Source organism: Variovorax monticola (assembly GCF_051216855.1).
GTDB lineage: Bacteria > Pseudomonadota > Gammaproteobacteria > Burkholderiales > Burkholderiaceae_C > Variovorax.
Window position 1 is genome coordinate 712632 of sequence record NZ_JBPJZP010000003.1, and the last position, 22334, is coordinate 734965.

26 protein-coding genes and 1 pseudogene are annotated in these 22334 nt (G+C 66.3%); 18 read left to right on the forward strand and 9 right to left on the reverse strand.

The features are described from left to right. Positions 1-55 precede the first annotated feature (55 nt). Positions 56-2173 (forward strand): methionine--tRNA ligase, encoded by a 2118-nt coding sequence (gene metG, locus ACSFA5_RS14510; RefSeq protein WP_435444732.1) that lies wholly within the window; start codon positions 56-58, stop codon positions 2171-2173. A 74-nt stretch (positions 2174-2247) separates the two neighbouring features. Then, entirely contained in the window at positions 2248-2415 is a 168-nt protein-coding gene (locus tag ACSFA5_RS14515) for a hypothetical protein (RefSeq protein ID WP_435444733.1), read from the forward strand. A 14-nt stretch (positions 2416-2429) separates the two neighbouring features. On the opposite strand, the gene ACSFA5_RS14520 is transcribed toward ACSFA5_RS14515, so the two are convergent. Continuing rightward, a complete protein-coding gene (locus tag ACSFA5_RS14520) occupies positions 2430-2915 on the reverse strand; it encodes an outer membrane protein assembly factor BamE (RefSeq protein ID WP_435444734.1) in 486 nt (161 codons plus the stop codon). Between the two features lie 69 nt (positions 2916-2984). Here ACSFA5_RS14520 and ACSFA5_RS14525 point away from each other — a divergent pair, with 69 nt between their 5' ends. The 6 genes from ACSFA5_RS14525 to ACSFA5_RS14550 all read left to right on the forward strand — a co-directional run bounded on the left by ACSFA5_RS14525 (position 2985) and on the right by ACSFA5_RS14550 (position 7668). Next, on the forward strand, positions 2985-3191 hold the full coding sequence (locus ACSFA5_RS14525; protein WP_435444735.1) for a DUF3460 family protein: 207 nt from the start codon (positions 2985-2987) through the stop codon (positions 3189-3191). A 75-nt stretch (positions 3192-3266) separates the two neighbouring features. Then, on the forward strand, positions 3267-4103 hold the full coding sequence (locus tag ACSFA5_RS14530; RefSeq protein WP_435444736.1) for a segregation and condensation protein A: 837 nt from the start codon (positions 3267-3269) through the stop codon (positions 4101-4103). Positions 4104-4137: 34 nt separating this feature from the next. Further along, on the forward strand, positions 4138-5709 hold the full coding sequence (nadB, locus tag ACSFA5_RS14535) for an L-aspartate oxidase (RefSeq protein WP_435444737.1): 1572 nt from the start codon (positions 4138-4140) through the stop codon (positions 5707-5709). A 74-nt stretch (positions 5710-5783) separates the two neighbouring features. Continuing rightward, positions 5784-6635: a pantoate--beta-alanine ligase gene (gene panC, locus ACSFA5_RS14540; protein ID WP_435444738.1), complete on the forward strand. Its 852-nt coding sequence runs from the start codon at positions 5784-5786 to the stop codon at positions 6633-6635. Next, positions 6632-7270, forward strand: a complete 639-nt coding sequence (queE, locus tag ACSFA5_RS14545) for a 7-carboxy-7-deazaguanine synthase (protein ID WP_435444739.1) — start codon at positions 6632-6634, stop codon at positions 7268-7270. The genes panC and queE overlap by 4 nt, the downstream gene beginning before the upstream one ends. 35 nt (positions 7271-7305) lie before the next feature. After that, the gene (locus ACSFA5_RS14550; protein ID WP_435444740.1) at positions 7306-7668 is read left to right on the forward strand and encodes a 6-pyruvoyl trahydropterin synthase family protein; all 363 of its coding nucleotides are present in this window, start codon (positions 7306-7308) and stop codon (positions 7666-7668) included. A gap of 132 nt (positions 7669-7800) precedes the next feature. On the opposite strand, the gene nadA is transcribed toward ACSFA5_RS14550, so the two are convergent. The 6 genes from nadA to ACSFA5_RS14580 all read right to left on the reverse strand — a co-directional run bounded on the left by nadA (position 7801) and on the right by ACSFA5_RS14580 (position 12172). Next, on the reverse strand, positions 7801-8928 hold the full coding sequence (nadA, locus tag ACSFA5_RS14555; protein WP_435444741.1) for a quinolinate synthase NadA: 1128 nt from the start codon (positions 8926-8928) through the stop codon (positions 7801-7803). A 14-nt stretch (positions 8929-8942) separates the two neighbouring features. Further along, positions 8943-9815 (reverse strand): carboxylating nicotinate-nucleotide diphosphorylase, encoded by an 873-nt coding sequence (gene nadC, locus ACSFA5_RS14560; RefSeq protein WP_435444742.1) that lies wholly within the window; start codon positions 9813-9815, stop codon positions 8943-8945. A 22-nt stretch (positions 9816-9837) separates the two neighbouring features. Further along, on the reverse strand, positions 9838-10887 hold the full coding sequence (locus ACSFA5_RS14565; RefSeq protein WP_435444769.1) for an NAD(P)H-dependent glycerol-3-phosphate dehydrogenase: 1050 nt from the start codon (positions 10885-10887) through the stop codon (positions 9838-9840). Between the two features lie 25 nt (positions 10888-10912). Continuing rightward, positions 10913-11380, reverse strand: a complete 468-nt coding sequence (gene secB, locus ACSFA5_RS14570) for a protein-export chaperone SecB (protein ID WP_409169529.1) — start codon at positions 11378-11380, stop codon at positions 10913-10915. Positions 11381-11507: 127 nt separating this feature from the next. Next, the gene (gene grxC, locus ACSFA5_RS14575; protein ID WP_093133229.1) at positions 11508-11768 is read right to left on the reverse strand and encodes a glutaredoxin 3; all 261 of its coding nucleotides are present in this window, start codon (positions 11766-11768) and stop codon (positions 11508-11510) included. 20 nt (positions 11769-11788) lie between these two features. Then, positions 11789-12172: a rhodanese-like domain-containing protein gene (locus tag ACSFA5_RS14580; protein WP_435444770.1), complete on the reverse strand. Its 384-nt coding sequence runs from the start codon at positions 12170-12172 to the stop codon at positions 11789-11791. 105 nt (positions 12173-12277) lie between these two features. Between ACSFA5_RS14580 and gpmA the strand changes: the two genes are divergently transcribed. The 3 genes from gpmA (at position 12278) to ACSFA5_RS14595 (ending at position 15355) form a co-directional block, all read left to right on the forward strand. Then, positions 12278-13021, forward strand: a complete 744-nt coding sequence (gene gpmA / locus ACSFA5_RS14585; RefSeq protein WP_435444743.1) for a 2,3-diphosphoglycerate-dependent phosphoglycerate mutase — start codon at positions 12278-12280, stop codon at positions 13019-13021. A gap of 106 nt (positions 13022-13127) precedes the next feature. Further along, the gene (locus ACSFA5_RS14590) at positions 13128-14570 is read left to right on the forward strand and encodes a S41 family peptidase (protein ID WP_435444771.1); all 1443 of its coding nucleotides are present in this window, start codon (positions 13128-13130) and stop codon (positions 14568-14570) included. 11 nt (positions 14571-14581) lie between these two features. Continuing rightward, the gene (locus ACSFA5_RS14595) at positions 14582-15355 is read left to right on the forward strand and encodes a HesA/MoeB/ThiF family protein (RefSeq protein WP_435444744.1); all 774 of its coding nucleotides are present in this window, start codon (positions 14582-14584) and stop codon (positions 15353-15355) included. Here ACSFA5_RS14595 and ACSFA5_RS14600 read toward each other — a convergent pair. Beyond that, positions 15352-17361, reverse strand: coding sequence for an AsmA family protein (locus ACSFA5_RS14600; protein ID WP_435444745.1), 2010 nt, complete (start codon positions 17359-17361; stop codon positions 15352-15354). The two genes, ACSFA5_RS14595 and ACSFA5_RS14600, sit on opposite strands and share 4 nt — an antisense overlap. A gap of 246 nt (positions 17362-17607) precedes the next feature. On the opposite strand from ACSFA5_RS14600, the gene ACSFA5_RS14605 reads away from it, so the two are divergent. Next, positions 17608-18012 (forward strand): response regulator, encoded by a 405-nt coding sequence (locus ACSFA5_RS14605; RefSeq protein ID WP_435444746.1) that lies wholly within the window; start codon positions 17608-17610, stop codon positions 18010-18012. A 43-nt stretch (positions 18013-18055) separates the two neighbouring features. On the opposite strand, the gene ACSFA5_RS14610 is transcribed toward ACSFA5_RS14605, so the two are convergent. After that, entirely contained in the window at positions 18056-18688 is a 633-nt protein-coding gene (locus ACSFA5_RS14610; protein ID WP_007837167.1) for a response regulator, read from the reverse strand. Positions 18689-18819: 131 nt separating this feature from the next. On the opposite strand from ACSFA5_RS14610, the gene ACSFA5_RS14615 reads away from it, so the two are divergent. From ACSFA5_RS14615 to ACSFA5_RS14640, 6 genes and pseudogenes are all read left to right on the forward strand, one after another. After that, positions 18820-20148 (forward strand): sensor histidine kinase, encoded by a 1329-nt coding sequence (locus ACSFA5_RS14615; RefSeq protein WP_435444747.1) that lies wholly within the window; start codon positions 18820-18822, stop codon positions 20146-20148. Between the two features lie 197 nt (positions 20149-20345). Beyond that, complete coding sequence (locus tag ACSFA5_RS14620) at positions 20346-20510, forward strand: DUF1328 domain-containing protein (protein ID WP_435444748.1); 165 nt, start codon at positions 20346-20348, stop codon at positions 20508-20510. A 53-nt stretch (positions 20511-20563) separates the two neighbouring features. Beyond that, complete coding sequence (locus tag ACSFA5_RS14625; protein WP_371086375.1) at positions 20564-20938, forward strand: hypothetical protein; 375 nt, start codon at positions 20564-20566, stop codon at positions 20936-20938. A 38-nt stretch (positions 20939-20976) separates the two neighbouring features. Then, on the forward strand, positions 20977-21360 hold the full coding sequence (locus ACSFA5_RS14630) for a hypothetical protein (RefSeq protein WP_435444749.1): 384 nt from the start codon (positions 20977-20979) through the stop codon (positions 21358-21360). Between the two features lie 240 nt (positions 21361-21600). Continuing rightward, positions 21601-21867, forward strand: a complete 267-nt coding sequence (locus ACSFA5_RS14635) for a hypothetical protein (protein ID WP_435444750.1) — start codon at positions 21601-21603, stop codon at positions 21865-21867. Positions 21868-21911: 44 nt separating this feature from the next. Then, positions 21912-22139: pseudogene (locus tag ACSFA5_RS14640) on the forward strand (ferritin-like domain-containing protein); the annotation flags it as partial. Between the last annotated feature and the right edge of the window lie 195 nt (positions 22140-22334).

Genomic DNA, 22334 nt, shown 5'->3' on the forward strand with positions numbered 1-22334 from the left:
GCCGCACCTAAAATCCCCGGTTCCGTCAGTTCCACTCCCGAAAGCGCCCTCCCCGATGTCCGCCCCGCGCAAGCTCTTCGTCACCACCGCCCTGCCGTACGCCAACGGCAAGTTCCACATCGGCCACATGATGGAATACATCCAGGCCGACATCTGGGTGCGGAACCAGCGAATGAACGGCGCCGAGGTCAACTTCGTGTGCGCCGACGACGCGCACGGCGCGGCCATCACCATCGCGGCCGACAAGGCCGGCGTGACGCCGCAGGCCTTCGTGGCCGAGATCGCCGCGGGCCGCAAGCCCTACCTGGACGGCTACTTCATCTCGTTCGACAACTGGCATTCGACCGACGCGCCCGAGAACCACCAGCTCGCGCAGGACATCTACCGCGACCTGCGCGCCGCCGGCCTCGTCGAGACCAAGAGCGTCGAGCAGTTCTACGACCCCGAGAAGGGCATGTTCCTGGCCGACCGCTTCATCAAGGGCGAGTGCCCCAACTGCCATTCGAAGGACCAGTACGGCGACAACTGCGAGGTGTGCGGCGCCGTGTATGCGCCCACCGAGCTCATCAACCCCTACTCGGCCCTGTCGGGCGCCAAGCCCGAGCTGCGCAGCTCGGACCACTTCTTCTTCAAGCTGTCGGACCCGCGCTGCGAGGCCTACCTGAAGGAATGGACCGCCGCCCCCGGCCACGTGCAATCCGAAGTGCAGAACAAGATCCGCGAGTGGCTCTACAAGGACGACGAGGGCAAGGGCGGCCTGGGCGACTGGGACATCAGCCGCGACGCACCCTACTTCGGCATCGAGATTCCCGATGCGCCGGGCAAGTACTTCTACGTGTGGCTCGACGCCCCCGTGGGCTACCTGGCGTCGCTCAAGAACCTGCTGGACAAGCGCTGCATCGAGCTGGGCGGCGACGGCATCTCGTACACCGAGTACATGGCCGACCCCGACCTGGAGCAGGTGCATTTCATCGGCAAGGACATCATCACCTTCCACACGCTGTTCTGGCCCGCGATGCTGCACTTCAGCGGCCGCAAGGCGCCCGATGCGGTGTACGTGCACGGCCACCTGACGGTGAGCGGCGAGAAGATGAGCAAGAGCCGCGGCACCGGCATCGACCCGCTGAAGTACCTGTCGATCGGCCTGGACCCGGAATGGCTGCGCTACTACATCGCGGCCAAGCTCAACGGCCGCAACGAGGACATCGACTTCAACCCCGAGGACTTCGTGGCGCGCGTCAACAGCGACCTCGTGGGCAAGTACATCAACATCGCGAGCCGCGCGGCGGGCTTCGTCGGCAAGCGATTCGGCGGCAAGCTGGGCGCCGTGTCGGCCGACGGGCAAACGCTGCTGTCGGCGCTGCGTGCCGCCGCGCCGCAGGTGCAGTCGCTCTACGACGGCCGCGACTACGCCCGCGCACTGCGCGAGGTGATGGCGCTGGCCGACAAGGTGAACGAGTACGTCGACCAGAACAAGCCCTGGGAGCTGGCCAAGAAGGAAGGCGCCGAGGCGCGGCTGCACGATGTGTGCACCGTGTGCATCGAGGCCTTCCGCCTGCTCACGCTGTACCTGAAGCCGGTGCTGCCAGCGCTGGCGGTGAACGTCGAGGCCTTCCTGAAGATTTCGCCGCTGGTGTGGGCGGATGCGGCGCAAGCACTGCCCGCTGGCCACGCCATCGGCGACTACAAGCACCTGATGCAGCGTGCCGATGCGAAGGTGGTCGAGAAGCTGTTCGACGCGCCCGAGGCTGTGGCTGCCGCACCTGTCGCGGTGCAGGCGCAGGACCTGCCGGGCGGCGAAGCCATCGCGCCCACCATCACCATCGACGACTTCGTGAAGATCGACCTGCGCATCGCGAAGATCGTGAACTGCGAGAAGGTCGAGAGCTCGACCAAGCTGCTGCGCCTGACGCTGGACGCGGGCGAAGGCACCGACCCGCAGGGGAGTCCTGTTCTGCGCAACGTGTTCAGCGGCATCGCCTCCGCCTACCAGCCCGAGCAGCTGGTCGGCAAGCTCACGGTGCTGGTGGCGAACCTCGCGCCGCGCAAGATGAAGTTCGGCGTGAGCGAAGGCATGGTGCTGGCCGCGAGCCATGGCGACGACAAGGCCCACCCGGGCATCCACGTGCTGGAACCCTGGCCGGGCGCGACGCCGGGCATGCGCGTGCGCTGACCGACGACAAGGAAGCTCCCGTGACCCCCCTGCCCCCCCTGACCCGCCTTCACCGAGCGCTTGTGTTGCTGTCAATGTCCGCCCTGCTGGGCGGCTGCGCGGTGGTGAGCGTGGCGGGCACCGCGGTGAGCGTGGGCGCCAGCGCGGTCGGCCTGGCTGCGGATGCGGCCATCGGCACCGTGCGCATCACCGGCAAAGCCGTGGGCGCGGCGGCCGATGCGGTGATTCCCGACAGCCCGTAAGCCGGGCGACCGGCTCAGGGCGCCTCGGTGCCCCGGTCGGGCGAAGAGCCGCTGCGCACCACGCGCTGGTCGTCGTTCAGCGTGGCGGTGAAGACCATGGGCGAGTTCGGCGGCTGCACCCAGCGCCACTCCCATTCGGTCTCGCGCTTCAGCGCATAGGGCGTGACCTTGGCGGGCTTGCCGAGCAGCTTGCGCAGGTCTTCCATCATCAGGCCGGGCTGCACCCTGGCGAAGTTCTCGGGCGTGAGCACCTGGCGCAGCGCACTCATCTTGCCGTCGGCGCCGATGGTGATCATGTAGTTCTTCTGGCCCGCGGGCTGGCGGTTGTACTCGAACACGCGGGCCCCGCGACCCGCACCGGGCGCGTCCCAGACGTTTTCGGGGTCGCCGAAACGGGCGCGCACATCGGCTTCGGTGGAGACGCCTTCTTCGAGTTCGCTGATGTTCTTCGGGTCGCATGCCGCGAGCCCCAGTGCGCCCGCCAGAAGCGCACTTGCCATGCCAATCTGCCACCCTCTGCGTTGCGTCATGCCGTCCCCGGTAAAATTCGCGCCATAAAGGTTCAGTCTATGTCCATCTTCCGTCGCCCCCATTACTCTTCCGAGATCACCAACTTCATCGAAGAGATGAAGGAAAAGAAGCCCACGCTCGAAGCCGAACAGCGCGCCGGCCGCGCCCTTCTCTGGGACAAGCACCTCGACCGCAGCCAGCTGAACGAATACAGCGAAGCCCGCGTACCGATGCAGCCGTACGTCTACCAGACGCAATCCAAGTAATTTTCTGATGCCGAATTGGCAGGATACGCACGTCCGCACTGCGTTGTTCGCTATTGAAATAATAGCAATCGTCCGATGAGCAGGAACGACGACTCCGGCGCGCTGGTGGTCGCCATGCCCGACGTGATCGACCAGGTCGCGCTCGCGCGGCTCTATGGCGAGCCGCTGTTCGCGATGCCGAAGGACCTGTACATCCCGCCCGAGGCGCTGCAGGTGTTCCTGGAGGCCTTCGAAGGCCCGCTGGACTTGCTGCTCTACCTGATCCGCAAGCAGAACTTCAACATCCTCGACATCCCGATGGCGGGGCTCACGCGGCAGTACCTGAGCTACGTCGACGAAATCCGCCAGACCAACCTCGAGCTGGCGGCCGAGTACCTGCTGATGGCCGCGATGCTGATCGAGATCAAGTCGCGCATGCTGCTGCCGCCCAAGAAGGTGGCCGACGGCGAAGAGGCCGAAGACCCGCGCGCCGAGCTCGTGCGCCGCCTGATGGAGTACGAGCAGACCAAGCTGCAGGCCGCCTCCCTCAGCGCCCTGCCGACCTACGGGCGCGACTTCTGGAAGGCGCAGGTCTACATCGAGCAGTCGCTCAAGCCGCGCTTCCCCGAAGTGGACGTGATCGAGCTGCGCGATGCGTGGGCCGACATCATGAAGCGCGCCAAGCTCGTGCAGCACCATAAGATCTCGCGCGAAGAGCTCAACGTGCGCGAGCACATGGGCATCGTGCTGCGCCACCTGCAGGGGCAGCGCTTCGTCGAGTTCGAGAAGCTGTTCGACGTGACGCGCGGCACGCCGGTGCTGATCGTCACCTTCATCGCGATGCTGGAGCTCGCGAAGGAAACGCTGATCGACATCACGCAGGCGGAAGCCTTCGCACCCATCTACGTCCGGCTGGCCTACGCGCCGACCTGACACAGCCGGTTCGTTCAAACCCGTGACTTCCGCCGTGCACGACTTCGACGTCCTGATCGTCGGCAGCGGTCTGGCCGGCCTCTCGGCCGCGCTGCACCTGGCCCCCACGCACCGCGTGGCCGTCCTGACCAAGCGCGCGCTGAACGACGGCTCCAGCGCCTGGGCGCAGGGCGGCATCGCGGCCGTGCTGGCGGCGGGCGACAGCTTCGACGCCCATGTGCAGGACACGCTGGTGGCCGGCGCCGGCCTGTGCGACCCCGAGGCCACGCGCTTCGTGGTCGAGCATGCGCCCGAGGCCATCGGCTGGCTGCGCGAGCTGGGCGTGCCCTTCTCCGAAGAGGGTGGCGATTTGCACCTGACGCGCGAAGGCGGCCACAGCCAGCGCCGCATCGTTCACGTGACCGACGCCACAGGCGCGGCCGTGCAGCAGGTGCTGATCGAGCGGGTGCGCCGCACGCCGAACATCACGCTGTTCGAACACCACACGCTGGTCGACCTGGTCACCGGAACCAAGCTCGGGCTCGACGACCCGGCCTGCGTGGGCCTGTACGCGCTCGACGACGCCACCGACGAGGTGCTGGCCTTTCGCGCGCCGCACACCATCCTGGCGACGGGCGGCGCGGGCAAGGTCTATCTCTACACCACCAATCCGGACACCGCCACCGGCGACGGCATTGCCGCGGCCTGGCGCGCGGGCTGCCGGGTGTCGAACATGGAGTTCATCCAGTTCCACCCGACCTGCCTGTACCACCCGCACGCCAAGTCGTTCCTGATCAGCGAGGCGGTGCGCGGCGAAGGCGGGCTGTTGAAATTGCCCGATGGAACGCGCTTCATGCCGAAGCACGACGAACGCGCCGAACTCGCGCCGCGTGACGTGGTCGCCCGCGCCATCGACTTCGAGATGAAGAAGCACGGGCTGGACTGCGTGTACCTCGACATCTCGCACCAGCCGGCCGCGTTCCTGCAAGAACACTTCCCCAACATCCTGGCGCGCTGCCTCGAGCTGGGCATCGACATCACGCGCGAGCCGATTCCGGTGGTACCGGCAGCGCACTACACCTGCGGCGGCGTGCTCAGCGACCTGAGCGGGCGCACCGACATTGCGGGCCTCTACGCCATCGGCGAGACCGCCTGCACCGGGCTGCATGGCGCCAACCGGCTGGCCAGCAACTCGCTGGTCGAGTGCATGGTGTTCGCGCGCGCTGCCGCCGGCGCCATCACCGAAGCGCCGGTGCATGAAAGCGCCAGCCTGCCCGCCTGGGACGACAGCCGCGTCACCGACGCCGACGAGGCCGTGGTCATCTCCCACAACTGGGACGAGCTGCGCCGCTTCATGTGGGACTACGTGGGCATCGTTCGCACCAACAAGCGCCTGGAGCGCGCGAGCCATCGCATCGCGCTGCTGCAGGCCGAAATCCGGGAGTTCTACGCGAACTTCCATGTCACGCGTGATCTGCTCGAACTGCGCAACCTGGTGCAGGTGGCCGAGCTGATCGTGCGCTGCGCGCAGGCCCGCCACGAGAGCCGTGGCCTGCATTTCAGCCGCGACTATCCATCGCTCGCCGAGCCCGCCGCACCGACCGTTCTGGTGCCATCGGGCGGCTGACCACTCCACCCGTTTTTCATCTTCAGTCACACAAGGATGCCCGGCCACCGACGCCCGCAGGGAGAAACCCACCCATGTACATCGCACACACCATCGAAGAACTGCGCAGGCGCCTGTCGGCCAGCCAGCGCCCGGCCTTCGTGCCCACCATGGGCAACCTGCACGACGGCCACATCGCGCTCATCGAGCAGGCCCGCCCGCTGGGCGACGCCACGGTCGCGAGCATCTTCGTGAACCGGCTGCAGTTTTTGCCGCACGAGGACTTCGACACCTATCCGCGCACCTGGGACAGCGACTGCGAGAAGCTGCGCGCGGCCGGCTGCGACGTGCTGTTCGCGCCCACCGAGAAAGTGCTGTACCCCGAGCCCCAGACCTGCAAGGTGCACCCCGACCCGGCGCTGGCCGACATCCTCGAAGGGCACTTCCGGCCCGGCTTCTTCATCGGCGTGTGCACAGTGGTGATGAAGCTCTTCCAGTGCGTGCAGCCGCGCGTGGCCGTGTTCGGCAAGAAGGACTACCAGCAGCTCATGGCCATTCGCCACATGGTGCGGCAATTCGCGCTGCCCATCGAGATCGTGGGCAGCGAGACCTTCCGCGCCGACGACGGCCTGGCGCTGTCGTCGCGCAACGGCTACCTGAGCAAGGACGAGCGCACCGAAGCCGTGCAGCTGTCGCGGGCGCTCAAGGCCATGGCCGAGGCGGTGCGCGCGGGCGAGACCGATGTGACCGCGATCGAAGCGCGGGCAATGCAGTCGCTGGCGCAGCGCGGCTGGAAACCGGACTACCTTGTGCTGCGCCGCCGCGCGGACCTGCAGGGCCCTTCTTCCGATTCGGCCGGCGAGCCGCTCGTGGCGCTGGCCGCGGCGCGCCTGGGCAACACACGGCTGATCGACAACCTGGAGATCGAGGCTCCTTCCGTCCCATGAGCTACAGCGTCAAGGAAATCTTTTATACCCTGCAGGGCGAAGGCGGCCAGGCCGGCATGCCGGCGGTGTTCTGCCGCTTCGCCGGCTGCAACCTGTGGAGCGGTCGCGAAGCCGACCGCGACACTGCCATCTGCCGTTTCTGCGACACCGACTTCGTCGGCACCGACGGCACGCTGGGCGGCAAGTTCAGGAACGCCGAGCTGCTGGCCGACAGCATCGCCGCGCAATGGCCGGCGGGCGACGCCGACCACCGGCTGGTGGTGCTGACCGGCGGCGAGCCGCTGTTGCAGGTCGACGCGGCGCTGGTCGATGCGCTGCACGTACGGCGCTTTCGCATCGCGGTGGAAAGCAACGGCACGGTCGAGGCGCCCGCGGGCATCGACTGGCTGTGCATCAGCCCCAAGGCCGGCGCGCCGTGGGTGCAGCAGCGCGGGCAGGAGCTGAAGCTGGTGTGGCCGCAAACCGCCTTCGACCTCGACACGATGGCGCGCACGGGCGACTTCACGCACCGCTTCCTGCAGCCCATGGACGGGCCCGACCGCATCGCCAACACCGAGCTGTGCATCGCCGAGTGCATGCGGCAACCGGCGTGGCGCCTGAGCGTGCAGACCCACAAGATCACCGGCATCCGCTGAAGCGGCGGCCTCTTTTTTCCCGAGTTTTTTCGACGATGCGATTCACCATCAGCCAACGCTTTTTCTTCGACGCCGCCCACACGCTGAAGCGCGAGATCGAAGTCGAAGGCAGCCGCCGTGTCCACGGCCACACCTACCATGCGGAGGTGTGGCTCGCGGGCGAGCGCGATCCCGCGACGGGCATGGTGATCGACCTGGGGCTGCTGCGCCGGCGGCTGGACGAGGTGCGCGAGCAGCTCGACCATCATTTGCTGGACGACGTGCCGGGGCTGCACCAGCCGACGCTGGAGAACCTGTGCGTGTTCATTGCGCAGGCGCTGCCGGATTTGCGGGGGTCGCTGGCGCGCGTGAAGGTGTGGCGCGAGGCGCTGGGGGACAGCTGCAGCGTCGAGTTCTAGGGCTCGGGCCTTGCTCCCTCTCCCCTTGGGGAGAGGGTTGGGGTGAGGGTGAGCGGCGTCGAACGCCGCGCGATGTGGTGAGGCCCCTGCCCTCACCCTAGCCCTCTCCCCAAGGGGAGAGGGAACAACGCTTCAGGCAGCGCCGATGCCCGCCACCAGGCTGCCCGGCGCCTGCCCGTTCTTCAACCCCGCCGTGAACGCCAGCATCCGGTCGATCGGCACCCTTGCCCTCAACCCCAGCGCCGGGTCGACGTGGATCTCCCCCACCCCCGTCTCCAGCGCATTCGCCAGCTCCACCAGCCCGTTCATCGCCATCCACGGGCAATGCGCGCAGCTCTTGCAGGTGCCGCCGTTGCCAGCCGTCGGCGCCTCGATGAAGGTCTTGGCCGGGTTCAGCGTGCGCAGCTTGTGCAGCATGCCGCTGTCGGTGGCGACGATGAACTCGGTCGCGTCCATGCGCTGCGCCGCACTCAGGATGGCCGAGGTGGACCCCACGGCATCGGCCAGCGCAATGACGTCCGACGGCGACTCCGGGTGCACCAGCACCTTGGCCTTGGGGTGGTCCTTCATCAGCAGCTCGAGCTCCAGCGCCTTGAACTCGTCGTGCACGATGCAGGCGCCGTTCCAGCTGACCATGTCCGCACCGGTCTGGCGCTGGATGTAGTCGCCCAGGTGGCGGTCGGGGCCCCAGAGAATCTTCTGCCCCGCGGCGTGCAGCGCGCCCACCACGTCGAGCGCGCAGCTGGACGTGACCAGCCAGTCGGCGCGCGCCTTCACGGCCGCGCTGGTGTTGGCGTAGACGACCACGGTGCGATCGGGGTGCCGGTCGCAGAAGGCGCCGAACTGCTCGACGGGGCAGCCCAGGTCGAGCGAACAGTTCGCGTCCAGGTCGGGCATGAGCACGCGCTTTTCGGGCGAGAGGATCTTCGATGTCTCCCCCATGAAGCGCACGCCCGACACCACCAGCGTCTGCGCGGCATGGTCGCGGCCGAAGCGTGCCATTTCGAGCGAGTCGCTCACGATGCCGCCGGTTTCCTCGGCCAGGTCCTGCAGGTCGGGGTGCACGTAGAAGTGCGACACCATCACCGCATTGCGTTCACGCAGCAGGCGGCGGATGCGGCTCTTGAGTGCGATGCGTTCGTCGGGCGAAGGCTCGGGCGGCACGCGGGCCCAGGCATGGCGGGTGTCGCAGACGGAACCGGAACCGGCCGATTCGGCGGGCTGCTCGTAGTCGACGTCGATGACGGAAGCGGTCGTCATGGGAGAAGTCTTTTTTACTGAAAGCGCATCGAGTAGTCGATGGCTTTCACGTCCTTGGTCAGTGCGCCGACCGAGATGCGGTCCACACCGGTCTCGGCCAGCGCGCGCAGGCCGTCGAGCGTGACGCCGCCCGAGATTTCGAGCACTGCCTTGCGCGCCTCGCCCACGGCGTCGTTGATGCGCACGGCCTCGCGCAGCGTGGGCAGGTCCATGTTGTCGAGCAGCACCATGCGCGCGCCGGCGTCCAGCGCCTCGTGCAGCTGGGCGAGGGTTTCGACCTCGACCTCGACGAAGGCGGCTTGCGACGCCACCGGCGCCACCGCGCGCAGCGCCGCGGCCACGCCGCCGGCGGCGGCAATGTGGTTTTCCTTGATGAGCACCGCGTCGTACAGGCCGATGCGGTGGTTCAGGCCGCCGCCGGTGCGCACGGCGTACTTCTGGGCCATGCGCAGGCCCGGCAGCGTCTTGCGCGTGTCGACGATGCGGGCGCGCGTGCCGCTGATGACGTCGGCGTACAGCGCCGTCTTGGTGGCGACCGCGCTCAGCAGCTGCAGGAAATTGAGCGAGGTGCGCTCGGCCGTCAGCAGCGCGCGGGCAGACCCTTCGATTTCGAGCACGGTCTGGTCGGCGGCGCAGCGCTCGCCCTCGGCACACAGCCAGCGGATGCGCACCTGGGGGTCGAGTTGCCGCAGCGTGGCCTCGACCCAGGGTGCGCCGCACACCACCGCAGCTTCGCGCGCCAGCACGCGGGCATGGGCGGTGCGCGCAGGGTCGACCAGCGACGCAGTCAGGTCGCCGTCGGCGACGTCTTCCTGCAATGCGCGGGTGGCGTCGGACAGGGCCAGCGCGGCCACGGCCGACGCTGAAAAATCGAAGCGAGGGCTCATGGCGCTTTGTCTCTGCGTTTTTTTAAGAGGATTGACGGGGGGAATCCGCCCCACCGGGCTGGGCCGGCTGGACCGATTCCGGCACGGGGTCGCGGCCAGTCAGGGCGGCCACGGCCTCCTGCGGGCTGACGCGGCCGTCGAGCAGCGCGACCACGCCTTCGGCGATCGGCATCTCGATGCCCAGGCCGCGCGCGCGTTGCACCACGGTGCGGGCGCAGTACACGCCTTCGGCGACGTGGCCCAGCGAGGCGACGGCCTGCGCCAGCGTGCGGCCCTGGGCCAGCAGCAGGCCGACCTTGCGGTTGCGCGAGAGGTCGCCGGTGGACGTCAGCACCAGGTCGCCCAGGCCCGAGAGGCCCATGAAGGTCTCGGCGCGGGCGCCCAGCGCAACGCCGAAGCGTGTCATTTCGGCCAGGCCACGGGTGATCAGCGCCGCACGGGCGTTGAGCCCGAGCGCAAGGCCGTCGCACAGCCCCGTGGCAATGGCGAGCACGTTCTTCACCGCGCCGCCCACTTCCACGCCCACGATGTCCTCGTTGGCGTAGACGCGCAGCGCCGGTCCGTGGAAGGCATCGACCAGGGCGTCGCGCACGCTGGCGTGCGGGCTGGCGGCCACCAGCGCGGTGGGCCGCCCTTCGGCAACCTCTTGAGCGAAGCTGGGGCCGCTGAGCACGCCCGCCCTCAGGTCGGGCGCAACCTGCGCCCATATTTCGTGGGCCAGCAGGCCGAAAGATGTGGGGGATGTGTCGAGAGCGGGCTCGACGCCCTTGCACAGCCACGCCACCTGCGCGGTCGTGCCGCGCAGCGCCATGAGCTGTTCGCGCAGGGCGGCCATGGGGGTGGCCACGATGACGAGGTCGGCGCCGGCCTGCGCCTGGGCGATCGCGCCGGCGCGCACGGCCAGCGAGGCCGGCAGGGCCAGCCCGGGCAGGTAGCGGGTGTTTTCACGTGCGGCCGACATGGCGTCGGCCTGGGCGGCGTCGCGCGCCCAGAGCGTGACCTCGTGGCGGGCCGACGCGTTGACTGCGACGGCCGTGCCCCAGGCACCGGCGCCATGAACGCAGATCTTCATCATGCGTTGGCGGCGTCGTGCCGGTTTACTGCGTGAGGGTCGGCGCAGCGGCCTGGCCGGCGGCCTGTGCCTGCTGCTGTTCGTACATCGCCTGGAAGTTGATTTCGGCGAGGTGCACGGGCGGGAAGCCGCCGCGCTGGATCACGTCGGCCACGTTGCCGCGCAGGTACGGGTACACGATTTGCGGGCACGCGATGCCGAGGATGGCGCCCATCTGGTCTTCGGGCAGGTGGCGGATCTCGAAGATGCCGGCTTGCTTGGCTTCGACCAGGAACACGGTCTTGTCGCCGATCTTGGTCTGCACGGTGGCCGACACGGTGATCTCGAAGATGCCGTCAGCCACGGGCTGGGCGTCCACGCCGAGCTGGATGTCGACGGTGGGTTGTTCTTGTTCCAGCAGGATCGCGGGGGAATTGGGCTGCTCGAGCGACAGGTCCTTGAGGTAGACGCGCTGGATCTGGAAGATGGGATCTTGGGCTTGCTGGTCGGCCATGGCTGAACTTTCGAGAGTCAAAACAATGCCCGCCGGGGAGAGGTTCCCGCAGCGGGCTGCAGATGAATGAGCAGATGATTATCGCCCGGCGACCGGGCCACCTTCGTGACGCCGGTTGCTTTGTGTTTCAGGCGGCTTGCAGCAGCGGAACGAGGCCACCGCGGCCGTCGAGTGCGATCAGGTCGTCGCAGCCCCCGACGTGCGTGTCGCCGATGAAAATCTGCGGCACCGTGCGGCGCTGGGTGATTTCCATCATGGCGGCGCGGGCTTGCGGGTCGCTGTCGATGCGGATCTCTTCGATCTGCTCGACGCCCTTGGACTTCAGGATCTGCTTCGCACGGGTGCAGTAGGGGCAGACGGCGGTGGTGTACATCTTGACGGCTTGCATGCGCTTTACCTTGGGAAGACTCAGGCTTTTTCAACCGGCAGGTTAGCGTCTTTCCAGGCCTTGAGTCCGCCGGCGACCGCTTGGGCCTGCTCGTAGCCGAGCTTCTTGGCAGTGGCGACCGCGCGCTGGGCACGCGCGCCGGTAGCGCAGACCAGCAGCAGCGGAACATTCTTGTTCTTGACCGCGCCGGAGAGCTTTTCCTGCAGCTGGTTCAGCGGGACGTTCTTGGCGCCGATCATGTGGCCGGTGGCGAATTCTTCCGGTTCGCGCACGTCGACGAGCACCGCGCGCTCGCGGTTGATGAGCTGCACGGCACCCTGCGCCGTGAGCGTTCCGCCGCCCGCGCCCCGCACCAGCGGCCAGGCGAGCATGGCGCCCGAGCTGAGCGCGATCAGGATCAGCATCCAGTTCGCGGTGACGAATTCGATCAATTTCACGAGGGTTCCTTGAATGGCAAACCGGGGATTTTAGAATGCGAGGTTTCGCAAGCGCAGCCAAAGGCCTCCCACATGCACAAACTGGTACTGATCCGTCACGGCGAATCGACCTGGAATCTCGAAAACCGCTTCACCGGTTGGACCGACGTCGACCTGACCGAGACCGGCGTGGAGCAGGCCAAGCAGGCCGGCCGCCTGCTCAAGGCCGAGGGCTACGACTTCGATGTCGCCTACACCAGCGTGCTCAAGCGCGCCACCCGCACCCTGTGGCACACGCTCGACGAGCTGGACCGCACCTGGCTGCCCGTGGTGCACTCCTGGCGCCTGAACGAACGCCACTACGGCGGCCTGCAGGGCCTGAACAAGGCCGAGACAGCCAAGAAGTACGGCGACGAGCAGGTGCTGGTCTGGCGCCGCAGCTACGGCACCCCGCCCCCGCCGCTGGAAGCCGGCGACCCGCGCAGCGAGCGTGGCGACGTGCGCTACGCCAAGCTGTCGCCGGAGCAGATTCCGCTGACCGAGTGCCTGAAGGACACGGTTGCGCGCGTGCTGCCGTTCTGGAACGAGTCGATGGCGCCGGCCATCCGCACCGGGCGCCGCCTGGTGGTGGCGGCGCACGGCAACTCGATCCGGGCGCTGGTGAAATACCTCGACGGCGTCGCGGACGACGCCATCGTCGGCCTGAACATCCCGAACGGCATTCCGCTGGTCTACGAGCTCGACGACGACCTCAAGCCCCTGCGGCACTACTACCTCGGCGATGCCGCGGCCGCCGAACAGGCCGCCGCAGCGGTGGCTTCGCAAGGCAAAGGCTGAAAAAGAAACCCCTGCCTGCCGCTTCCTTCGTGGAACCCCGGCAGGCAATTTGCTTCCAAGCTGTGTATATTGGTTCGACAGCCGCCGACAAGGACAAGCACTCATGATGGGCCAGAAATTGAAGATCACCGGCTGGGTCGCCGCCGGCGCCGTTGCAGGCGTCCTGACCACCGTCTCGTTGCAGACAGTCGCACGCGGGTCGCTCGCGCCACTGCCGCTCGAGGAATTGCAGCAGCTCGCTGCCGTATTCGGCATGGTCAAGAGCGACTACGTCGAGCCGGTCGACGAGAAAAAGCTCATCTCCGACGCCATTTCGGGCATGGTTGCCGGGCTCGACCCGCATTCCCAGTACTTCGACAAGAAGTCCTTCAAGGAATTCCGCGAAGGCACGACCGGCCGGTTCGTCGGCGTGGGCATCGAGATTTCGCAGGAAGACGGCCTGATCAAGGTCGTGTCTCCCATCGAAGGCTCGCCGGCATTCCGCGCCGGCCTGAAGCCCAATGACCTGATCACCAAGATCGACGACACCGCCGTGCGCGGCCTGTCGCTGAACGAGGCGGTCAAGCGCATGCGCGGCGAAGCCAACACCAAGGTGCTGCTGACCATCTTCCGCAAGGACGAGAGCCGCACCTTCCCGGTCACGATCACGCGCGAGGAAATTCGCACGCAGTCGGTGCGCGGCAAGATGATCGAACCCGGCTACGGCTGGATCCGCCTGTCGCAGTTCCAGGAACGCACCGTCGACGACTTCGTGAAGAAAGTCGACGAGCTGTACAAGGAAGACCCGAACCTCAAGGGCCTGGTGCTCGACCTGCGCAACGACCCGGGCGGCCTGCTCGACGCGGCGGTGGCGGTGTCGTCGGCCTTCCTGCCCGAGAACGTCACGGTGGTCACCACCGACGGCCAGCTGGCCGAGAGCAAGTCGGTCTACAAGGCGGCGCCGGAGTTCTACCAGCGCCGTTCGGGCAGCGACCCGCTGCGCAGCCTGCCGGCGGCGCTGAAGACGGTGCCGCTGGTGGTGCTGGTGAACGAAGGCTCGGCCTCGGCCAGCGAAATCGTCGCCGGCGCCCTGCAGGACCACAAGCGCGGCGTCATCATGGGCAGCCAGACCTTCGGCAAGGGCTCGGTGCAGACGGTGCGCCCGCTCGGCCCGGACACCGGCCTGAAGATCACCACGGCGCGCTACTACACGCCGAGCGGCACCTCGATCCAGGCCAAGGGCATCGTGCCCAACGTGCTGGTCGACGAAAGCGCCGAGGGCAGCCCCTTCGCCGCCCTGCGCATGCGCGAGGCCGACCTCGAGAAGCACCTGGCCAGCGGCCAGGGCCCCGAAGTCAAGGACCCGGAACGCGAAAAGGCCCGCGACGAAGCCCGCAAGCGCCTCGAGGAAGAAGCCAAGAAGCCGCCGCAGGACCGCAAGACGCCCGAGTTCGGCACCGACAAGGACTTCCCGTTGGTGCAGGCGATCAATCGCCTGAAGGGCCAGCCAGTGCTGGTCAGCAAGACGCAGGTGATCGTCGAGAACAAGGAAGAGAAGAAGGAAAACTGATCCGGTGGCGCATGGAAGATAGCGAGCTGCTGCGCTACTCGCGCCACATTCTTCTCGAGGAATTCGGTATCGACGGGCAAGAGCACGTCAGTGCCGGACGGGTTCTTGTCATCGGCGCCGGCGGGCTGGGCTCGCCGGTGGCTCTTTACCTCGCGGCGGCGGGTGTCGGCCACATCACGCTGGTCGACGACGACGAGGTCGATCTCACCAATCTCCAGCGCCAGGTCGCCCACACGCAGGCGCGCGTCGGCCTTCCCAAGGTCGAGTCCGCAGCGCAGGCCATGCGCGACATCAACCCAGGCATTTCCATCGAGGCCCACGCCCTGCGCGCGGACGAGGCGCTGCTCTCGCGCCTCGTCGCCGAGGCCGACGTGGTGGTGGATTGCTGCGACAACTTCGCCACCCGCCAAGCCGTCAACCGTGCCTGCGTGAACCACGCCAAGCCGCTGGTGGCCGGCGCGGCGATCCGCTTCGACGGCCAGTTGAGCGTCTACGACACGCGCGACGCCGCATCGCCCTGTTATGCCTGCCTGTTCCCGCCGGACGCTGCGTTCGAAGAGACGCGCTGCGCGGTGCTGGGGGTTTTCGGCCCCGTGGTCGGCACCATCGGCACCCTGCAAGCCAGCGAGGCACTCAAGCTGCTGGCGGGCATCGGCCCATCGCTGGCGGGCAAGCTGCTGATGTTCGACGGGCGCAGCACTTCGTTCGATACGTTGCGCGTGGCCCGCGACCCGCAGTGCGGCGTCTGCGGGCAGCGCCCTGCCCCCGCCACGCCGAGCGCTTAAGGCTGGCGCGCGCCCTTGGCGCGGGCGGCACCGTTGGCGGCCGCACCGGCCGCAGGTTTGTTCGCAGCCGCCAGCACACCCTTGCAATCGGAATCCTGGCCCGGGCCGGTCTCGATGGTCGCGGCCAGCGCCAGCAACGGGTTGATGGCGCCCAGCGCCAGCGCGGCCAAGCCGCGTTCCGCAAGGGGCGCCACCTGCAGGCCACCCTTCGGCGCGCCGAAAGTTCCGCTCAGTACCAGCGGCGTGCGAATCGAAAGGATGCTCTTGCTCTTGGGCTCCGGGCGAATCACGAAATCCAGCCCTTCGGTCGCGAGATTGGCCTGGCCGGTGGCTGTGAAGACGGCGTTGGTCGTGTCCACCACGAGCGTTCTTCCTGTCATCAGCCCCTTGTTGACGTCGAATGCCACTGCCGCGCAGCGCAGTTCTACGTTGCGGTCGCCACGCAGCAGGAACTTGATGATGTCGCCGCCCACCAGCGTGGCGAAAACCGGCAGCAGGTTGCCGAACTGCCCACTGCCCGAGAGCACCGCCACATCGCCCGACACCCCGCCGAGCCAGTTGGCCACCGTGCTGCCCGAGCCCGACAGGTTGATGCGCCCGTCCAGCCTGCCCACGCTGTTGCCGGTGGTTTCGAGCTTGGGGAACAGGCGCGCCAATTGCATGGCCTTGATGTCAAGCGAGGCACGGATGTCCGCGGGATTCTTCGAGGCATCGATGCGGATCGCGCCGCCCAGCTTGCCGCCGGCCACGCCCAGGTCGAGCGGATCGAGCGTGAGCACGCCGGTGTCCAGCTTGACCTGCACGCTGCCGCGGTCGAGCGGGATGTCGCGCACGTTCTGAATCTTGTCGGCCGTGTACTTGACGTCGGCATTCATGGCGCGCAAGCGTTCGAAGTCGAGAGGTGCCGTGGGCAGCACCTTGCCGCCAGCGCGCTTGACCTGTGTGACTGTCGGCGGCGGGGCCACGCCTTCCACCGCGCTGGCCGTACGCGCCGTTGGCGGCAAGCCGATCAGCGGCCCGAGGTCGTCCATGTCCATGACACGCGAGCGCAGATCTCCAGTCAGGTGCGGCAACCTGCCGGCCTGGTCGAACTTCATGTCTCCCCCGATGTCGGACAGACCCAGCTTGCCCTTGAGGCCGGTGGCCTCCCAGAGCTTGCCGCGCTTGCCCAGCTTGCCGCTCAGGGCATAGGGCGAGGTCTGCGGCAACGCAATGCCCAGCAAGGGGAACAGCGCGCCGAGCGTCTGGCCCTTGATCTCGAACCTGGCATCGATGCCATCGAGCCCCGACAGTTCGGCCACGGTGCCGGCAGCCTTCAGCTGCGTCTGCCCGGCAGCGGCGTTGATCTCGAGTGGGAAGGGTGGAGCCCCCGCGGCGTTGATCTGCAGCACATTGCCGGCGCGCCCGTTGGCGGTCAGTGGCTGGCCTTTGTAGCGCCCCTTGATGCGGTAGTCGAGCGGCATCGCGCCGCGTTCCGAGTCGTAGCTCAGGTCGACATGCAGGTCGACACCCAGGTGCTTGGCGAGGAAGTCGAGCGCCCCGGTGTCCACCTGGATGAGACCGATGCTGGGCACGGTGCCGGAATCCGAGGTGTCCTTGCCGAGTGCCCAGGTACGGCGGCCGTCGGCCTCCATCTGCAATCCGACCGTCGGCGAAAACAGCGCAAGCCGCGGGATCACGATATTGCTGGCGACGAGCGGCCAGATGCGGATGTCGAATTCGGCGCGGTCTGCCTTTACCAGATACGGGTCGCGTGCCCAGTCGGGGTTGGCGAACTCGATGCCATCGAACTTGATGGTGGCCTGCCGCCACCCGAGGCCTACGTCGAGCCGCCGCGTGATCTCGAACTTGCGTCCGGTCTTTTCGCTGACATAGCGGTTGAGCGGTTCGCGCAGCACGTCCCACGGGAAAAAGGCCAGCACCAGCACCAATGCCGCGAAAAGGAGTACGACGCAGCCGAGCAGTTTTTGCCACAGGGGCCGGGTTCGCAAGATGTTCATTGCCATGACTTCCCTGTTACCTCATCGATCGCGCCGCCCGGGTCGGCAAGGGGCCGCACAGACCGTGGGGCATCGCCTACGAGCAAGGTATTGCTGTGGAGCGGGTGAAAGCGTCGGAACCCGCCTACAACGCCCGGCTCCCGCAGCTTGCAAGATGCGCGACGGAGTAGCCGCAATCTCCGAATGCAGGCTTTCCCTATCAGCGGGGCGCTGTAAAAGCTCCTGTCAACGTGAGAGGAAGCGTGGTTCGGCATGGATTCCAGATTGCAGACATACGTCGTCGAAGACAACCTCACGATCCGTGAAAACCTCATTGGCACTCTGGAAGAGCTCACTCTCAGCACGGTCGTCGGTTTTGCCGAGACCGAGGACGGCGCACGCGCGTGGCTCGGTGCGCACGAAGACGGGTGGGACCTCGTCATCGTCGACCTCTTTCTCAAGCAGGGAAGCGGGTTGGGCGTCCTCCAGGCATGCGAGGCCCGCAAGCCCGCCCAGAAAGTGGTGGTGCTCAGCAACTATGCGACGCCCGACATCCGGCGGCGCTGCGCCGAGTTCGGTGTCGATGCCGTGTTCGACAAGTCGAACGAAATTGACGCACTGGTCGACTTTTGCCTTGTCCAGGCCGGAGACTTGCGCCGGGCGCCCAAGGCGGGTTGAAGAAGAAGCCGCATCGGACCTCTTCTTTTCCGTCGCGCCGATCTCAGTCGATCAGCTTGTTCTTCAGCGCGTAATACGTCAGGTCGCTGTTGGAGGAAAGGTTCATCTTCTCCATCAGGCGCGTGCGGTAGGTGCTCACGGTTTTTACCGAAAGCGACAGCGTCTTGGCGATGTCGCCAGCGGTTTCGCCCTTGGCCAACTTCAGGAACACCTGGAATTCGCGTTCCGACAACTGCTCGTGCGGCGCGGCGTCGTCCTTGCGGTCGAGCTGGCGGGCCAGCAGTTCGGCCACGGCGGGCGTGATGTAGCGCCGGCCCAGCGAAATGGTGCGAATGGCGTTGACGATCTCGATCGGATCGCATTCCTTGTTCAGGTAGCCGCTCGCGCCCTGGCGGATCAGGTTCATCGCGTAGTGCTCCTCCGGATAGCCGCTCAGAATCAGGATGCCCACGTCCGGCGCCTTGGCGCGGATCATGGCCAGCGCGTCGATTCCGCTTTGCCCGGGCATCGAAAGGTCCATGACCAGCACGTCCAGTTCCGTGGTGCGCACCAGTTCGATGGCTTCGCGTCCGCTGGCAGCTTCACCCGCCACGCGCAGGTCCACGTGCTCGGAGAAGAACTGCCGGAGGCCAGACCGCACGATGGCGTGGTCGTCCACAATTCCAATTTTGATCATCTGTTACTTTCGTCGTTGTGTTGCGGACATGCGGGTCGCAACATTCCGGGTCTCTGATTGTTGTCAATTATTCACGAACTTGCGTAGTACGCAGCCTTGAAAGTTTCATGCACTGGTTAGCCCCTCCAAAAATGGCCGTCAGCCTGCTGCTTGCGGCCCTTGCTGCACTGGCCCTCGTCGGAATCAATGAGGCCGGCTACCGGCAGTCGAGCCGCGCGCTGTACGACATCGAAGAGGCACAGCAGGTACGCGGCACGCTCAGCGAGATCCTGCAGAGCATGCTGGACGCCGAAACCGGAAGCAGAGGCTACCTGCTGACGGGCGAGGCGAGCTACCGACAACCCTACGACACGGCGGTCAAGCAGGTCGACGGCCAGCTGGCCGCCCTGCGCCGGATGTATGCGGGCCGGCCGGCCGAACTCGATGAGCTGACCGATTTGTCGAAGCACGTGCTGCGCAAGGTGGCCGAGATGGACATGAGCGTGCGGCTGCGCCAGGACGGCAAGGAAGACGCATGGAAGTTCGTCATCACCACGGACGTCGGCCGCGAGGAAATGGAGGCCATTCGCGCGACGGCCGGCAAATTGGTGAGGATCAGCAACGACACCCTCCACGAAAGCCAGGCGCAGGTGCTGCGCTCGCTGCGGCTCGCTCGCATCGGTACCGCCATCGTCGCGCTGGCCGCATTGATCGCTTTTTTCCTGTACCTGCGCCAGACCCATGCGCTGCGCTCCATCGGCGAGCGACAGCAGGAGGCCCTGCAGCGCGAACGCAATGCACTGGAAGACGAGGTGCGCGAGCGGACGGCTTCGCTGGCAGAGCTGGCAACCCATCTGCAGGACGTGCGTGAGACCGAGCGCGGCTACCTCGCACGCGAACTGCACGACGAGTTGGGCTCGCTGCTCACTGCAGCCAAGCTGGACGTGGCGCGCCTCAAGTCACGGCTGGCCGATGCGCCCGATGCCATTCAGCGGCTGCAGCATTTGACCGAACTGCTCAACAGCGGGATTGCGCTCAAGCGCCGCATCATCGAAGATTTGCGGCCCTCTTCGTTGTCGAACCTGGGCCTGGTTGCGTCGCTGGAAATCCTGGGACGCGAATTCGCCGAACGCTCGGGCCTGCAGATCGAAATGGCGCTGGAGCCGGCGGCCATGGACGAATCGCGCCAGCTCACCATCTACCGCATGGTGCAGGAGAGCCTGACCAACATCGGCAAATACGCTCAGGCCAGCGAAGCGACCATCGTGATGAAGAATTACGAGAACCACGTGATCGTGGAGGTCGCAGACAACGGCAAGGGCTTCGACACCCTGCACATGCGGCCGTCGACACATGGTCTGGCGGGCATGCGGCATCGGGTGGAAGCTGCACGCGGCAAGCTCACGGTGTCGTCCACGCCCGGCAAGGGCACGCATCTGAGCGCAATGCTGCCCATCGTCAAACCAGCGTCAAGCATCTGACGGGCAAAGGCGGGCCAGCGCTCCTTGACGCCCCCTGTCCAGGGTAACTCGGCCATCTCCTACGCCGCCCGCGCCCGACCGCTGACAGGTCTTGAGGGCCCTCCCCTTTAAGGTTGAACTGTGTCATCCGAATCTCCACAGAGTTGCCGGATGTGCCATTTTTCAAGACGACGAAGCCAACCTCGAAGGAGTTCTGCATGTTGCATTACACGGTGGTGTTTTTGGTCATAGCGCTGATCGCCGCAGTGCTTGGCTTCAGTGGCATTGCGGCCGGTGCGGTGGGGATTGCAAAGATTCTTTTCGTGATCTTCGCCATCCTCGCGATTGCCAGCTTCGTTGCCGGCTTGCTACGACGCAAGTAGCCTCGTTACGATTCACAGGCTCCAGTATTTATTTTCCCGGAAAGGACTTTCACATGAACACGACCAAGACCGCCTCGCAACTCGCCGATGACGCGCGCCAGACCGCCAACGAAGCGGTGGAATCCACTCGTGCCTATGCACAGAACGCAGTGAATGCAGCTGGCGAAAAGGTTCGGGATCTGCGCCGCGATGCAGAGCCGGCCGTCGAGCAGCTGGCCGCTCGCGTACAGCAAGCCGTTCAACGGGGACTCGATGCCGCTTCCACCACGAGCGCACGTGCCCAGCGCCGCCTCGAGCAGGCTGCAGACGTCACCGGTCGCTACATTTCCGACCAACCGGTTCGCTCGGTGCTGATTGCAGCCGCCGCAGGTGCAGCCATCACAGCGCTGATCGTGCTCGCCAGCCGCCGCAGCCGGGACGACTATTGATTCGCTGAGTTCCCGTCGCTTCATCGACCTCCGGCACCATGCTTCATCCGATTTTTTCCACGGTGCTCGGGCATCCGGAACTCGTCGCTGATCACATCGCCAACTACGCCGCCCTCGTTCGCCAGGAAACTGCGCAAGCGGGGCGCGGCCTTGTCACCCGCATCGTCGCCGGCGTGCTGGCGGCTGCAAGCGCGGTGCTGGCCCTCGGCCTCATCGGCGTAGCGGTGCTGCTTGGCGTGCTCCACGGCAGCTTTCATTGGGTTCTTGTCGCCGTGCCGGGCGTGGCCGTTGTGATTGCGGCTTTCTGTGCCTGGTACGCCACCCGGCCCAGCCCGAACCACGGTTTCGACGACCTGCGCTTGCAACTCGACGCCGATCTGCAGGCATTGCATGACGCGGGAATTCGACATGGCCGCCGCTGAACGTGCACCTCTGACACCGCAGCAACGCTTGTCGCTGTCACTCCGGGCGCTGGTCCATCAACTTAACGGGATTTCTGAGCCTCGCGACGATCGTGGATCTCGGCCAACCCGAACGGCCGAAGATGAACTGGAGTATGCGCACCACGGTGCGGCCGCTACGCTGCCGCCTCTTGGCGAGCACGAAGGGCGACCCCGCGGACTCAACGGAAACGTATGGTTCTCCATGGGCCGCAGCGCAGCGTGGCGCAGCGCTGGTGGCAGCGGCACCCCGCGCACGCTGTTGGTCAGTTGGCGCGACCATTGCTTGAAACTTACGCACGCAGGCAACCGGCCAAGCTCATGGCGATTGCAGCCGCCACTGGCGCGGTGGTGGTTCTCGTCAAACCGTGGCGCCTGTTGTCTGTCACTGCCGTGCTGGCAGCAGTTCTGAAGACATCCGACGTGGCTGATGTCGTCAACACGTTGATGCAGAAGAGCTCAAGCCCCCCACGAAAGGACCTTCCATGAAAACCGACGTTTCGTCTTCAGTCAAGGCGAGCTGACACAAGCGTCTGTTGCTCGACCAAGCTGGCCTCGATGCAGCGCGAAACGGCCTGGAAGACGGCGCGGTGATCCCCAGCTTCGGTCCGTGGCGTGACGATGTCGTCAAGCTGCTGAACAATGCGTTGGCGACAGAGCCGGTTTGCGTGCTGCGCGACAAACGTCACTACTTCACCGCCAATGGCGTGGAGTCACCCGCAACTGCGGACGAATTCTTGATGCACGCGGATAGTAAAAGCCCGATGTATTCATCGGGTTTTTTTACGTCTGCCTTGTTGTGGTCATTCGCGCGTTGGTGTTGACGAATGCTTTGGCGAAAAGCAAAAAACCCCAGTCATCACTGACTGGGGTTTTCTGGGCTGTAAGAGCCTGACGATGACCTACTTTCACACGGGAACCCGCACTATCATCGGCGCTGAGTCGTTTCACTGTCC

Coding starts and splice junctions, on each gene's coding strand:
- metG (WP_435444732.1), top strand. CDS start 56: ATGTCCGCCCCGCGCAAGCTCTTCGTCACCACCGCCCTGCCGTACGCC.
- ACSFA5_RS14515 (WP_435444733.1), top strand. CDS start 2,248: ATGTCCGCCCTGCTGGGCGGCTGCGCGGTGGTGAGCGTGGCGGGCACC.
- ACSFA5_RS14520 (WP_435444734.1), bottom strand. CDS start 2,915: ATGGCAAGTGCGCTTCTGGCGGGCGCACTGGGGCTCGCGGCATGCGAC.
- ACSFA5_RS14525 (WP_435444735.1), top strand. CDS start 2,985: ATGTCCATCTTCCGTCGCCCCCATTACTCTTCCGAGATCACCAACTTC.
- ACSFA5_RS14530 (WP_435444736.1), top strand. CDS start 3,267: ATGAGCAGGAACGACGACTCCGGCGCGCTGGTGGTCGCCATGCCCGAC.
- panC (WP_435444738.1), top strand. CDS start 5,784: ATGTACATCGCACACACCATCGAAGAACTGCGCAGGCGCCTGTCGGCC.
- queE (WP_435444739.1), top strand. CDS start 6,632: ATGAGCTACAGCGTCAAGGAAATCTTTTATACCCTGCAGGGCGAAGGC.
- ACSFA5_RS14550 (WP_435444740.1), top strand. CDS start 7,306: ATGCGATTCACCATCAGCCAACGCTTTTTCTTCGACGCCGCCCACACG.
- nadA (WP_435444741.1), bottom strand. CDS start 8,928: ATGACGACCGCTTCCGTCATCGACGTCGACTACGAGCAGCCCGCCGAA.
- nadC (WP_435444742.1), bottom strand. CDS start 9,815: ATGAGCCCTCGCTTCGATTTTTCAGCGTCGGCCGTGGCCGCGCTGGCC.
- ACSFA5_RS14565 (WP_435444769.1), bottom strand. CDS start 10,887: ATGAAGATCTGCGTTCATGGCGCCGGTGCCTGGGGCACGGCCGTCGCA.
- secB (WP_409169529.1), bottom strand. CDS start 11,380: ATGGCCGACCAGCAAGCCCAAGATCCCATCTTCCAGATCCAGCGCGTC.
- grxC (WP_093133229.1), bottom strand. CDS start 11,768: ATGCAAGCCGTCAAGATGTACACCACCGCCGTCTGCCCCTACTGCACC.
- ACSFA5_RS14580 (WP_435444770.1), bottom strand. CDS start 12,172: ATGCTGATCCTGATCGCGCTCAGCTCGGGCGCCATGCTCGCCTGGCCG.
- gpmA (WP_435444743.1), top strand. CDS start 12,278: ATGCACAAACTGGTACTGATCCGTCACGGCGAATCGACCTGGAATCTC.
- ACSFA5_RS14590 (WP_435444771.1), top strand. CDS start 13,128: ATGGGCCAGAAATTGAAGATCACCGGCTGGGTCGCCGCCGGCGCCGTT.
- ACSFA5_RS14595 (WP_435444744.1), top strand. CDS start 14,582: ATGGAAGATAGCGAGCTGCTGCGCTACTCGCGCCACATTCTTCTCGAG.
- ACSFA5_RS14600 (WP_435444745.1), bottom strand. CDS start 17,361: ATGGCAATGAACATCTTGCGAACCCGGCCCCTGTGGCAAAAACTGCTC.
- ACSFA5_RS14605 (WP_435444746.1), top strand. CDS start 17,608: ATGGATTCCAGATTGCAGACATACGTCGTCGAAGACAACCTCACGATC.
- ACSFA5_RS14610 (WP_007837167.1), bottom strand. CDS start 18,688: ATGATCAAAATTGGAATTGTGGACGACCACGCCATCGTGCGGTCTGGC.
- ACSFA5_RS14615 (WP_435444747.1), top strand. CDS start 18,820: ATGGCCGTCAGCCTGCTGCTTGCGGCCCTTGCTGCACTGGCCCTCGTC.
- ACSFA5_RS14620 (WP_435444748.1), top strand. CDS start 20,346: ATGTTGCATTACACGGTGGTGTTTTTGGTCATAGCGCTGATCGCCGCA.
- ACSFA5_RS14625 (WP_371086375.1), top strand. CDS start 20,564: ATGAACACGACCAAGACCGCCTCGCAACTCGCCGATGACGCGCGCCAG.
- ACSFA5_RS14630 (WP_435444749.1), top strand. CDS start 20,977: ATGCTTCATCCGATTTTTTCCACGGTGCTCGGGCATCCGGAACTCGTC.